At 45.3% G+C, this 12395-nt stretch carries 11 protein-coding genes; 8 read left to right on the forward strand and 3 right to left on the reverse strand.

Translation table 11 applies throughout. The features are described 5' to 3' along the window. Window positions 1–13: 13 nt before the first annotated feature. Window positions 14–760, reverse strand: coding sequence for a substrate-binding periplasmic protein (locus ACHUFW_RS10175; protein ID WP_394202738.1), 747 nt, complete (start codon window positions 758–760; stop codon window positions 14–16). 276 nt (window positions 761–1036) lie between these two features. On the opposite strand from ACHUFW_RS10175, the gene ACHUFW_RS10180 reads away from it, so the two are divergent. Together ACHUFW_RS10180 and ACHUFW_RS10185 are read left to right on the forward strand one after the other, a co-directional pair. Continuing rightward, a complete protein-coding gene (locus ACHUFW_RS10180; protein WP_394202740.1) occupies window positions 1037–1696 on the forward strand; it encodes a 7-cyano-7-deazaguanine/7-aminomethyl-7-deazaguanine transporter in 660 nt (219 codons plus the stop codon). Between the two features lie 102 nt (window positions 1697–1798). Next, entirely contained in the window at window positions 1799–2263 is a 465-nt protein-coding gene (locus ACHUFW_RS10185; RefSeq protein ID WP_394202742.1) for a GNAT family N-acetyltransferase, read from the forward strand. A 641-nt stretch (window positions 2264–2904) separates the two neighbouring features. Here ACHUFW_RS10185 and ACHUFW_RS10190 read toward each other — a convergent pair. Beyond that, on the reverse strand, window positions 2905–5058 hold the full coding sequence (locus tag ACHUFW_RS10190; protein ID WP_394202744.1) for a sensor histidine kinase: 2154 nt from the start codon (window positions 5056–5058) through the stop codon (window positions 2905–2907). Then, on the reverse strand, window positions 5048–6430 hold the full coding sequence (locus tag ACHUFW_RS10195; protein WP_394202746.1) for a sigma-54-dependent transcriptional regulator: 1383 nt from the start codon (window positions 6428–6430) through the stop codon (window positions 5048–5050). The genes ACHUFW_RS10190 and ACHUFW_RS10195 overlap by 11 nt, the downstream gene beginning before the upstream one ends. Before the next feature lie 327 nt (window positions 6431–6757). Between ACHUFW_RS10195 and ACHUFW_RS10200 the strand changes: the two genes are divergently transcribed. From ACHUFW_RS10200 to moaA, 6 genes are read left to right on the forward strand one after another with little or no spacing between them, the layout of a single operon-like run. Next, window positions 6758–7519: an ABC transporter substrate-binding protein gene (locus ACHUFW_RS10200; RefSeq protein WP_394202893.1), complete on the forward strand. Its 762-nt coding sequence runs from the start codon at window positions 6758–6760 to the stop codon at window positions 7517–7519. Next, window positions 7516–8223 carry an ABC transporter permease gene (locus ACHUFW_RS10205; protein ID WP_394202747.1) on the forward strand — a complete coding sequence of 236 codons (708 nt, stop codon included), beginning with the start codon at window positions 7516–7518 and terminating at the stop codon, window positions 8221–8223. Before ACHUFW_RS10200 ends, ACHUFW_RS10205 begins: the two co-directional genes overlap by 4 nt. Before the next feature lie 3 nt (window positions 8224–8226). After that, window positions 8227–8949: an ABC transporter ATP-binding protein gene (locus tag ACHUFW_RS10210; RefSeq protein ID WP_394202749.1), complete on the forward strand. Its 723-nt coding sequence runs from the start codon at window positions 8227–8229 to the stop codon at window positions 8947–8949. Continuing rightward, window positions 8933–9523, forward strand: a complete 591-nt coding sequence (gene mobA, locus ACHUFW_RS10215) for a molybdenum cofactor guanylyltransferase MobA (protein WP_394202751.1) — start codon at window positions 8933–8935, stop codon at window positions 9521–9523. The genes ACHUFW_RS10210 and mobA overlap by 17 nt, the downstream gene beginning before the upstream one ends. Window positions 9524–9536: 13 nt before the next feature. Continuing rightward, on the forward strand, window positions 9537–11339 hold the full coding sequence (locus ACHUFW_RS10220; protein ID WP_394202753.1) for a bifunctional molybdopterin-guanine dinucleotide biosynthesis adaptor protein MobB/molybdopterin molybdotransferase MoeA: 1803 nt from the start codon (window positions 9537–9539) through the stop codon (window positions 11337–11339). 20 nt (window positions 11340–11359) lie between these two features. Then, window positions 11360–12346: a GTP 3',8-cyclase MoaA gene (moaA, locus tag ACHUFW_RS10225; protein WP_394202754.1), complete on the forward strand. Its 987-nt coding sequence runs from the start codon at window positions 11360–11362 to the stop codon at window positions 12344–12346. Window positions 12347–12395: the final 49 nt, after the last annotated feature.

Consider the following 12395-nt stretch of genomic DNA (forward strand, 5'->3'; position numbering starts at 1 on the left):
TTACAGTGACTTATTACGGTGGCTTTGGGTTGCCGTAACGGTCATTTTCTTTCACGTATACATCAAACATCCTATCAAGCTCACCGCTACTAATTAGCACCGCGAGGTACTGATCAAAATGCGCTTTCATCACCACTCCATCACTGTTGTTGGCAAACACAAAAAACACTGGCGCTTTGATAACGGCTTCAATGATTTGAAATTGCCGCGGCCGGTTTAACTGGTTAGACAAACGTAACATTGAGGGCTTGTAGTCTAAAACCGCATCCACTTTGCCGTCATTGACCCGATTGAGCATGCTTAACAAGTCACTAGATTCTTCATAGTGCATAGGCACATCAATAAAATCATCAAATCGGTAAGCAAGTAGCGCAAGTACCTTTTTGTTAGACAAACTGTTGATTCCACGCCAGTGTTGAGCCATTTTTGGACTTAAGGCGACATCGACACTGTCGATTTCAACCGGTTTTTTACTGTACAAGATATTGTCCATGTCACCTTGGTAAAACCCCAGCCCCATGTGGACTCGCTCATGCTTGAGCAAATATCTAACCCGAGAAAATGGCAATACCTGAACATTGAGCTGCCAAATTGGCGCCGGAAAAATACGGTTAAGCACGTCATAATAGAAACCGCTACCATCGTGGTTGGTATAACCTTGTAGGTGTTCAGTGGCAACGTTGACCACGATTGGCGTAGCAAAGCTGTTAGCACTTGCCAGAAGTGCGATTGCAGACAACAAACTTAGCCAAGTCTTCACAGCCCCTCCAGTTGATATTGGGTGTTGAACTCTTATTTGAGCCAACAAAACGCTGTCTTAGTCTATAGTTTAGAAGCGATTAGCCAGTTATGGAGTAATATTTAGCACGCGATAGCGCGATTTTAATCATTTGGGCTTGCGTGTAGATGAAAGCTCACTATAATGTGCCGCCCTAAATATCGACAAAATCGCAACTGATAGCTTAACGGCGCTCAGTTTATTAATCACCTTAGCGGGTTCCCTCACCCCGCGCTAACCCATCAAAAAGGCCACAAGATGTTAATGTTATCTAATGCGCAGCTTAAACGCGCGCTGCTCTTACTTGTCAGCTTCCATATTTTGATCATTTGTGCCAGCAACTACTTGGTGCAGTTACCGTTTCAAATCTTCGGTTTTCATACGACATGGGGCGCATTCAGTTTTCCTTTTGTCTACCTAGCCACTGATCTTACTGTACGTATATTTGGTCAGTTTGCGGCGCGCAAAATCATTTTAAAAGCCATGTTACCTGCTTTGGTGATCTCTTATTTAGTCGGCGTGTTATTTCACAATGGCTTATTCCAAGGTGCAGGTGCGCTAGCTGATTTTAACAGCTTCGTCTTTCGTATCGCCTTTGCAAGCTTTGCAGCCTACCTGGTTGGTCAACTCATGGATATCACTGTTTTTGCCAAACTAAGAAAACAGCGAACGTGGTGGGTTGCACCTGCGGCTTCAACAGTGGTCGGTAACCTAGTGGACACCTTAGTGTTCTTTAGCTTGGCATTCTATGCGTCAACCGATAGCTTTATGGCAGTGCACTGGCCAGAAATCGCCATGGTTGATTATGGCTTCAAACTAGCAGTAAGCCTGTGCCTATTCTTGCCTGCTTACGGTGTATTGCTGCGTATATTGCAAGACAAAATCTTGCAGTCTCCATCACAACAAGCAATAAGTTGATCCAACAACTGGCCTGACCAGTAGTTTTGTATTAAAATCCCGCGGTCGAAAATTAACCTATTTACGGCCGCCATAAACTCGCGGCCCAATAAGAGAGCCGCGATGTACTCAATTAACATTACTCAACAAACCCAAATTGACACAGATGCAATCAACTTAATCGTTGAGTTGTGCAGTCAAATTCCTGAGTTTGAACGCCAATACAGCGCTGAAAGCATTCAACAGCGTCTCGCTAACCAAGCAAGTCTATTACAGTTGATTTATGTTGAAGGTGAAATTGCTGGGTTTAAGCTGGGTTATGCCATTAATGAACAAACGTTCTACAGCTGGCTAGGGGCAATATTACCTGACTACAGACAGTTAGGCTTAGCTCAGCAACTTTTGGCAGACCAAGAGCAATGGGCAATATCCCAAGGCTTTACTCAAATGGAAGTCAACACGTACAACCAATTCACTTCCATGCTAAAAATGTTGATTAGCCATCAGTATCAGGTAGCATCAGTGACTCTTGATGAAAAAAATATTTCGCAAAATAAGATTAAATTACAGAAACTTATCGCTGCTTAATAACAAATCTCTTATATTTGCAACAAAAAAGCTTGCAGACGCGAATGATAATGATTACTATTTGCATGCGTTCCAAAGCTCAATCTTAATTAAGCACTTCATCTCTGTTTAATTTAATCTGAGTTCGCAAGCACGACATTGCTCACACACTCTTTGTGGCCAGGATAACACTATCCTGGCTTTTTTTTCCTGCAATTTAGCCCATGTAACACAACCAAAATCTTTACATTAAATTTGCAAGATAATCGTTGCCAACCCAAATGATAATGATTATTATTTACATGCGTTCCAAGGACCGGCTCTTAAATACATCACGCTGTATTTAGGGCGTGTTGACCTTTCGAGCTGATTTTTGCAGCAGTTTGTGGGTTCTTTATACAAGGCAGAGGCTTTGATATGTAGTTGCACTACTTGATAAGCCAATAACGCAGTAGAAAGGAACCACAAACGCTGCCCGAAGGGTTCGGCTACAAGCGTTTTACTCTTTGTTGAGAGGTATTTTGCTTAGCATGCTAGGCGGCAAATCTCTCGCCTCGATAAAAACGCTTGTATCTCGAACAAAATTTAACCGCGAAAGGTCAACACGCCCTAGTTAGGTCTTCAAGCACGACATTGCTCACACACTCTTACGCCAGGATAAATTATTTTCCTGGCATTTTTTTATCTACGCCACCAGAGAAGTGTAAACCTTCATAAGGCAGGTTTATCTGATCTTCCTTCGCTTGGTGATATAAGCCAATAGTGAAAATGGTTCCCTTGCCTAATGTCGATGTCACATCAATGGTGCCACCAATACGTTTAATAATGCCATAACTCAGCGATAACCCAAGCCCGGTACCATCTTTACGTGTGGTATAAAAAGGATCAAAGATACGCCCTAATTGTTCTTCAGGTATCCCCTTACCCTCGTCTTCCACTTCAATTTTGACGCCAATGGGTTCATCTGCAACCACCCAGTCATAGGTGCGGATCCAAATACGACCTTGACCATCCATTGCATGGGCAGCATTGACCACCAAGTTAATCAATACCTGTAATAGCTGAGGTCGGTTCACTTGAATCGGATAGCTCGCATTCAGCTCCTGATTGAGTACAACCTGTTGTTTCTCAATTGAGTGACGCACTAATACCAACATCTCTTCAATGATCGGCGTAAGTTGGTGCATTTCCAACGGTGCATTAAACTCACCTGGGCGGCTATATTGCAATAAGCTGCGGATAATCGTACTGATGCGACCCACTTGCTGAATGACAATATCAATCTCTTCTTCAACGTCTTGCGCTTGGTCGCCTAACTCATATTTGAGCAGCTCCATGTTGCCCAAAATCACCGCGGTGGGATTATTAATCTCGTGGGCAATACCTGCCGTTAACTCACCAAGGGCGGTTAACTTTTCATTGGTCACCAGTTGCTGGCGGGTCTCGTTAAGCAATGCCACGTTACGTTGCAGCTCATCGGTTTTCTCTTGCAAACTGCGAGTTCGCTCTTCAACTTTCACTTCCAACTGCTCGGCAGCCGACTGGATCTGAGCGTTACGCCGCTGCAATAAATCAAGCATGCGATCAAACTGCTCTGCTAAGTTAGATAGTTCATTTTCACGCTCTAACCCTAGAGAACCAATGCGTAAATTACGCCCAGACTGCACCGCTTTTACCACGTGATGGATCCGTTCAATCGGTTGCAACAGGCTATAGGCACCGCGATATACCAATAATCCCGAAACCAACAGCACCAACATCAGTATGGTACCCAGCTCGATGATGTTAAGTAGATAGTTGTGAATAAAGGGCGATTCTGAGAAGCCTGTGTAGATCATACCAATACGCTGACCGCGAATATCTTCTAACGGCGCATAGGCTGAAATAAACCAGTCATTAAACACAAAGGCTCTGTCGACCCATAGCTGGCCCTGCACCAACACTTTTTGTTTCACCTCTTCAGATACCAAACTACCCAGCGCTCGGCCACGACTTTGGTTATCTTGTGGGAAAAAGTGCAGTGGTACGTTAGTACTAATGCGGGTGTTATCTAAGAAAATCGTTACCGTACCAATAGAGCGCTCAGGCAAAGTACCTTTGTCATAAACGAGATCACGAATATGGTCGACAATACGCATATCCCGATTAAGTAAGATGCCACCATCTAAGTACCAGGAAACTTGGCCATCAGCATCCATAATCGGCAATAAGCTGCGACTGAGCATACCGCGTGTCTCTACCGTTTTATCAGGTTTTTGTGAGCGTGGCGTTTCAACAAGATCAATGGCGGCAGTCTCTGTTAAAGTCGGACTAATACGCGCTAGCCGATTGGGTGCCAGCACCATCAACCCGGAGGTTGCGGCATCATCTTGAATCTTAGGTAACATCAAACGTAAATCGGGATCCGCAGCAGCTTCAGCAACGCTAACTAACCGCAGAAAGTCCAAATCAAGGGCATCGCGCTTGTGAGCAAGAAACGCATCGAGCTGTTGCCGTGTGGCTTTAGTGTTCTCATCAATATGACGAAAATCATTTTGAAACTCCCAAGATGCCTGTACTAATTCAAGTTGCTTCTCTTGGGTGTTTTGCACGGCAACCAAGGTGTTATTAGCTACGGTCAAGTCGGCTTTCACTTTCATAAAAAGCTGCTTGCCTGTGTAGCTAATATTCCAATAAATGGTAATAAACACTAGGCTGACCAACGTCAGCAAAATTGGTAACAGGGTCAAAATCAAAATGCGATAGCGTACTTTTGCTTGCACCTGTTGCCAGTTCACCCCAAACATGCGGGAAAACCAAGAAGGGTTAGTCTTCATCGTCTTTATTACCGTCAAACCACTCTTTATATTTGCGATCTAGTGTTTTACGCGATACGCCTAAGTCTCGAGCCGCAGCAGATTTGTTGCCGCCATGCAGATCAACCACTTGGGTAACATGATGCTTCTCTACTTCTTTAAGCGTCCAATCTAATGGATAACCTGAGTCGCCATTGACTTCATTCTTTGGCTGCTGTTTCCAATATTCGGCTGGCGGTTTACCAAGTAAGATACAGCGCTCAATCATATTGCGTAGTTCACGAATGTTACCTGGCCACTCATGCTGTTGCAATTTGAGCAGATCTTCATGGCTCCAGACCACTTCTTTTACCCCAAGTTCCGACGCAAGCTGGCGGGTAAAGTGGTGAGTTAACTCAACCACATCTTCAGGTCTGTCTCTCAGTGGTGGAATCACAATATCAAGCACATTGAGTCGGTAGAACAGATCCCGTCTAAAGTTGCCTTCTTCAACCTCTTCTGCGAGTTTGCGGTTGGTGGCTGCCAGCACCCGCACATCAATATTAATCTCTTTTTCACTGCCAACAGGGCGAATGGTTCGCTGCTCTAATACGCGCAACAATGCAGTTTGCATCTTCAGTGGCATCTCACCGATTTCATCAAGAAAAATCGTACCACCGGATGCAAAACTAAATAGGCCTTCACGGTTACTCTTGGCTCCGGTAAAGGAACCTGCGGCATGGCCAAAAAGCTCACTTTCCAATAATTCAGGTGCTATCGCGCCACAGTTAACTGGCACAAATGGCCCTTGGCGGCCAGACAATACGTGTAACTGCCGTGCCACCAACTCTTTACCGGTACCGGATTCACCTTCAATCAAAATCACCGCATTGGTCGGCGCCACACGTTCAATAACATGCTTCACTTCCATCATCGCATCACTACTGCCAATGATGGTTGAAGACTGATTGATCGATACCTCTCGGCGAAGCATCAAGTTTTCCCGCTTCAAGAGACGTCGCTCAATACAGCGGTCTACCGCTTTCATCATCTGCTCTAAATGAAATGGCTTCATGATGAAATCTGATGCACCGGCACGTAACGCTTTAATCGCCACGTCCATATCGGCATAACCGGTCATGAAAATAATGTCTGAACGACGCTCTTGGTCGTTCAGTGCTTCATGCCATTCAATTCCGCTTCGGCCCGGCAAGCGTATATCGACAATCAACAGGTCAAAGTGACAACGGCTACGCAATTGCTCTGCATCTTCAATGCTCGATGCTGTCTCAACTAAGGCAAACTTTTTCGCCATCGCTTTCTTCAAAAAGCTGCGCATGCCGGGTTCATCATCAACAATCAGTACCGAAACAGCTGATGGCAGTGGTTTCATCTCTTTCTTTGTCTGGCTCATATTGTCTTCTTTAGGACATTTTGACTCATATTAGTCTAATTCTAACACTATAGTTAAGAAAATTGGTCAGCCTGAACCACTAATACCGACCTTTGGGACATTATGTCTGGTCGGTAATTTCCAAGCTTGCGACGAAGATCACAATTACACAATAGAGTGTGACTTGCCGATTTACCGATAAAACTTGGCACTCTAATTGCTATTTAAGCCAGTGATATTCAAAGTTGAGTGATGAGATTGGCTTTTCATTACTCGTTTTATTGCCAGGGAGCATCAATGTTTAACGTAAAAAAAGCTTTTGGTTTTGCTATTGCAGCCACACTTATTATGGTATCGCCAGTTAAAGCCGAAGAAATTATTAAGCTTGCAACAACCACAAGTACTGAAAACTCAGGATTATTGAAAAACCTTTTACCCACTTTTGAGGCTGAAAGTGGTTATAAAGTACAGGTGATTGCTACCGGTACTGGTAAAGCGCTTAAGTTAGCTCGCCAAGGTGATGTTGATGTCATCATGACACACGCACCAGCAGCGGAAGCTAAGTTTGTTGAAGAAGGTTACGGTTTGAACCCGCGCGGCATTATGGCTAACGATTTTGTGATCTTAGGCCCGAAAAATGACCCAGCGAAGATCCGTGGCAGTAAGACAGCTGAGGAAGCATTTGCTAAAATAGCAAAGTCTGGTGCGACGTTTATTTCTCGTGGTGATAACTCTGGCACCAACATGAAAGAGCTTATCATTTGGGATAAAGCCAATATCGATAACAATTTCCCAAGCTACAAAGCCGTTGGTCAAGGCATGGGTAAAACATTATTAATGGCTAATGAACTACAAGGATATACCCTTTCAGATCGTGGTACTTTTGTAGCCTATAAAGCCAAGCTTGATTTAGCGATTGATTTTGATGGTGGTGCAGCACTTGCTAATCCATACCAAATCATGCAAATCAACCCTAAAAAATACCCAGACTTAAACCACGCAGGAGCTAAGGCTCTAAGTGACTGGCTAATCAGTGCTGAAGCTCAAGGCATGATTAATAGCTATAAAGTACAAGGTGAGCAATTATTCAAGGCAACATATAGCGAATGAACGACGGCTGGTTAGCCCTTATACAGCAGGCATTGAGCCTGCTGTTTTCTTTAGACCCTGATGTCTGGTCTATTGTCTCTGTCTCTTTTTCTGTTTCTTTTGCAGCACTAGCGATCACCTTAATACCCTCATTAATACTGGGGTTTATTTTGGCATTTGGCCGTTTCCCCGGACGCTGGCTGCTCACCAATTTAATTCAAACACTACAATCTATTCCTACCGTGGTCATTGGTCTACTGGTTTATCTGATGTTGACCAGAATGGGACCGCTGGGCGATTTGAAATGGTTGTTTACCCAAAAAGGCATGATTTTAGGGCAAATGTTGATTTGCGCCCCGGTATTAGTAGCCATGAGCCAGGCCGCCTTTACCAGTGTCGATAGACGTGCATGGGAAACCTCTCGTACCTTAGGCGCCTCTTGGAGTCGTGCCGTATGGACCGTATGTCGAGAGTTAAAAGTCCCATTGCTCATGGCGATTGTCGCGGCATTCAGTCGTATCCTCACTGAAGTAGGTTGCTCTATGATGGTTGGCGGCAATATTGCTGAAGTCACCCGTAACATTCCAACTGCCATTGCATTAGAAACCAGTAAAGGTGACTTTGCCCAAGCCATTGCATTAGGGCTGGTGCTGCTAATTTTATCACTTGTGCTTAACTTTACTCTAGGTACGTTAAGAGGCAAAGCTGAACCGAGGAGCCACTAACAGATGGTCAAGTTGACTGCCGATAATATTGAAATGCGTTTTGGAGAACGGTTACTGTACCGCTTCGAACACCTAAGTTTGGCACAAAATCAAACCATTCATCTTCAAGGTGATAATGGCTCCGGTAAAACAACGTTAATGAAGATGTTTGCCGGCTTACTTGCGCCATCAAAAGGTGAGATTGCAATTCATGGTACCGAGCCATTACCGTGGTGGCGCCGTAATCCACTACTTGGTCAAGCGGTTTATCTCCATCAGCACCCTTATTTATTTGAAGGTTCAGTGGCTGCCAACCTAGCCTATGTCCATTCTTTATGTAAATTAGATAAGCCCACCATCATCAAGCGCACCCAGCAAGTGGCACAGATGGCACAACTGGATCATTTGATGCAGCAAAATGCCGCCAACTTGTCTGGTGGCGAACGTCAACGGTTAGCCATTGCCCGTGCATGGATCATGCAGCCAAAATTACTCATGTTGGATGAACCGACATCAAATATGGACAAATTGTCGCAAGATCTGGTGCTGACGCTGATCAAAGATTTACAGAAACAAGGCACGGGAATGCTCATCAGTAGCCACCAAGCTTGTGTGTTAACGCAATTATGCAATCAAATTTGGAAGATTGAACAGCAAGGCTTGACGAGCAGTCAGCATATCCCGACCATGACAAAAACCACTCAAGCAAGCCAACATCAGGAATTTAGTTATGTCACAGCAAGTTGATGCGGTGATCCTTGCTGGCGGGAAAGCCCGCCGCATGGGAGGCGAAGACAAAGGCTTAGTCGAACTCAATGACCAGCCAATGATAAAACATGCGATTGATCGGATACTACCACAAGTTAAGGAGATCCTGATCAACGCAAATCGTAATCAAAGTGAGTATGCTAAGTTTAATTTCACTGTGATTAGCGATGAAGACTCAGGCTATTTAGGTCCACTAGCTGGCATGATAACTGCATTAGCGAAAACACAAGCAGACTATTTAATGGTGGTTCCCTGTGACTGCCCCTTGCTACCTTTGGATCTTGTCGAGCGAATGCTCAATGCCGTTGAGCAGCAAGGCGCAGAATTAGCGGTGGCAAGTGACGGCAAACGCGAACAACCGGTAGTCATGCTACTTAAACCTGAACTACGAGACTCAATGAAAGCGTTTCTTGATTCAGGGGAGCGAAAAATTGATTTTTGGTACGCGAAACATAATTACGTGGTCTGCGAATTTTCAGACCAGCCCAATGCTTTCGTCAATGTAAATACGCCAGAACAAAAACAACAACTTGCTGAGGCAATTGCCCACTAAAATTGAGGTGTTAATGAGCATTCCGTTTAATAATCCGCTGTCTATTCCTGTACTCGGATTCTGTGCCTACAGTGGTACAGGAAAAACCACTTTGCTTAAAAAGCTCATCCCCGAGCTTAATCGACGCGGCGTACGCCTTGCGGTAATCAAACATGCTCACCACAATTTTGATGTAGACATACCAGGTAAAGACAGTTTTGAGATGCGTAAAGCGGGCGCAAGGCAAATGCTGGTTGCTTCGCATATTCGTTGGGCACTCATGACAGAAGACGAAGTGGAAGACGCCCCCAAATTACCACACCTGCTGCAGCAAATTGAACAAGACAAAATTGATATCGTGCTGGTAGAAGGTTTTAAAAAGCTCGAACTGCCCAAAATCGAGTTACATCGAGCCGCCCATGGCAAGCCTTTTATCCACACCCATGACGATAACATCCAAGCCATCGCCTGCTGCGATGATACCGAGTTGCCTACAGAACTTCGCAGACTCGATATCAACAACGTTAGCCAAATTGCTGATTTTGTAATTGAATATAAAGACAATTATCAAGTCAAATCTAAACTACCACTGCAAGCGGCACCCGAATGTGGTTGCGAACTCGACACAGCTAAAACCCTGTCCGTTCGAGCTGGCATAGATAACATTCTCTCCTATGTGAAGCCGGTTACAGAGCAACAAAATATCGCCTTAGACGATCTTAGCAATCGTGTTTTAGCCGAAGACGCCATCTCGCCAGTCAACGTGCCGCAGCAAACCAACTCGGCAATGGATGGTTACGCTTTTAAGCACAGCGAACCGATGCAAAACAGCTACAAAATTGTCGCTGATGTTATGGCGGGCCACAGTTATTCAGGCACTTTGCAAGCAGGCGAAGCCGTGCGCATTATGACAGGTGCACCGCTTCCCGCAGGCGCTGACACCATTCAAATGAAAGAAATGGCAACCGAATCGTCAGATAGCGTTAGCTTTTCCGGCGACATAACCCTTGGCCAGCATGTGCGCCAAGCGGGTGAAGATATTGCCCTAGGTAAAACCGCTTTAGCAGCACATAACCGCCTGCAAGCCGCCCATCAAGGCATGCTAGCCTCATTGGGGTTTGGTCAATTACCTGTATTTAGAAAGCCTGTTGTGGCGGTATTCTCTACTGGTGATGAAGTTTGCCAGCCCGGAGAGCCATTGCAGCCAAACTGCATCTATGACTCTAATCGCTACACCATCAAGTCAATGGCTAAACAGCTCGGTTGCGAAGTCCTAGATTTAGGTATTATCCACGATTCAGAAGCGGCATTAATCGATGCGCTAAAATCAGCAGCCACTCAGGCCGATGTGGTGATCAGTTCCGGCGGGGTATCGGTTGGTGATGCTGACTTCATCAAGCTGGCGCTGGAAAAGGTAGGGCAAATAAACTTCTGGCGTATCAATATGCGTCCAGGACGCCCGTTGGCGTTTGGACAAATAGGTGACAGTTTATTCTTTGGTCTGCCAGGCAACCCGGTTGCTGTCATGGTGTCATTCATGCAATTTGTCCAGCCTGCTCTGCGTAAGCTCGCCGGCGAGAAGGACTGGCAAGCGCCGTTAATCCCTGCGATTAGTGACGATAAACTTCGCAGTCGTAAGGGACGTACCGAATTTACCCGTGGCGTATATCACCTTGGCCAAGATGGCCAACTGCACGTCACAACAACCGGTGCACAAGGTTCAGGAATGTTGAGCTCGATGGTAAAAGGAAATTGCCTGATCGTTATCGGTGAAGATGACGACCAAATGCTTCCTGGTGATACCGTCTATATTCAACCATTTTCCGACCTGCTGTAAGGTTGTTGTAGGTAAAAATTATGAGTTTGATCGTCGACACCTTTGGGCGTACTGTTGAGTATTTGCGCCTGTCGGTTACCGATAGATGTGACTTCCGTTGTGTCTACTGTATGAGTGAAGATCCCTGTTTCTTAGATAGGGAACAGGTATTAAGCCTCGAAGAACTTGCTTGGATCGGCCAGGCTTTTACTGAGCTTGGCGTGAAAAAAATCCGCCTTACCGGTGGTGAGCCCTTAGTGCGCACCGATTGCGACCAGTTAGTGAAACTGCTAGGTGCGCTGCCAGGGTTACAAGAGCTATCAATGACCACTAATGGCTCTCGTTTGACCCGCTTTGCCGACGAGATGAAGCAATCTGGGCTTAGCCGCCTGAACATTAGTCTCGATACCCTAAAGCCTGAACTCTTTACCCAACTGACTCGCAATGGCAAACTGGAACGGGTCATTGCCGGTATTGATGCCGCAAAAGCAGCAGGTTTTAACCGCATCAAAATCAATGCGGTGATTCTTCGTGGCCAAAATGATGATGAGGTACTAGATCTCATTGAGTTTTGCCGTGATAGAGAACTCGACATCGCCTTCATTGAAGAGATGCCGCTAGGTATTATTGATGAGCGCAAGAAAAGCCGTCACTGCAGTAGCGATGAAGTCAAAGCCATCATCAATCAACGCTATGCTTTGCACCTTTCAGATAAGCGAACAGGCGGTCCAGCACGTTACTACACCATGCCGGGTAGCAATATTCACGTCGGCTTTATCTCGCCTCATAGTAATAATTTCTGTCACGAGTGTAATCGTGTCAGAGTGACGGTGGAAGGTCGGCTATTACTTTGTTTGGGCAACGAAAACTCGGTCGACCTTAAAGCGATCGTTCGTCAATACCCTGGAGATATTGAACGTTTAAAAGCGGCAATTTTGGCTGCGATTAAATTAAAGCCCAAAGAGCATCACTTTGGCTCAGAGGGTGAGACACAGATTTTACGCTTTATGAATGCGACTGGCGGATAGCCAACCACTATTGAGACTCTGCCATTGCGTGATAAACTCATGTTACCTT

This window comes from Shewanella waksmanii (assembly GCF_043643685.1).
GTDB classification, from domain to species: Bacteria; Pseudomonadota; Gammaproteobacteria; order Enterobacterales; family Shewanellaceae; genus Shewanella; species Shewanella waksmanii_A.

Coding starts and splice junctions, on each gene's coding strand:
- ACHUFW_RS10180 (WP_394202740.1), top strand. CDS start 1,037: ATGTTAATGTTATCTAATGCGCAGCTTAAACGCGCGCTGCTCTTACTT.
- ACHUFW_RS10185 (WP_394202742.1), top strand. CDS start 1,799: ATGTACTCAATTAACATTACTCAACAAACCCAAATTGACACAGATGCA.
- ACHUFW_RS10190 (WP_394202744.1), bottom strand. CDS start 5,058: ATGAAGACTAACCCTTCTTGGTTTTCCCGCATGTTTGGGGTGAACTGG.
- ACHUFW_RS10195 (WP_394202746.1), bottom strand. CDS start 6,430: ATGAGCCAGACAAAGAAAGAGATGAAACCACTGCCATCAGCTGTTTCG.
- ACHUFW_RS10200 (WP_394202893.1), top strand. CDS start 6,758: ATGGTATCGCCAGTTAAAGCCGAAGAAATTATTAAGCTTGCAACAACC.
- ACHUFW_RS10205 (WP_394202747.1), top strand. CDS start 7,516: ATGAACGACGGCTGGTTAGCCCTTATACAGCAGGCATTGAGCCTGCTG.
- ACHUFW_RS10210 (WP_394202749.1), top strand. CDS start 8,227: ATGGTCAAGTTGACTGCCGATAATATTGAAATGCGTTTTGGAGAACGG.
- mobA (WP_394202751.1), top strand. CDS start 8,933: ATGTCACAGCAAGTTGATGCGGTGATCCTTGCTGGCGGGAAAGCCCGC.
- ACHUFW_RS10220 (WP_394202753.1), top strand. CDS start 9,537: ATGAGCATTCCGTTTAATAATCCGCTGTCTATTCCTGTACTCGGATTC.
- moaA (WP_394202754.1), top strand. CDS start 11,360: ATGAGTTTGATCGTCGACACCTTTGGGCGTACTGTTGAGTATTTGCGC.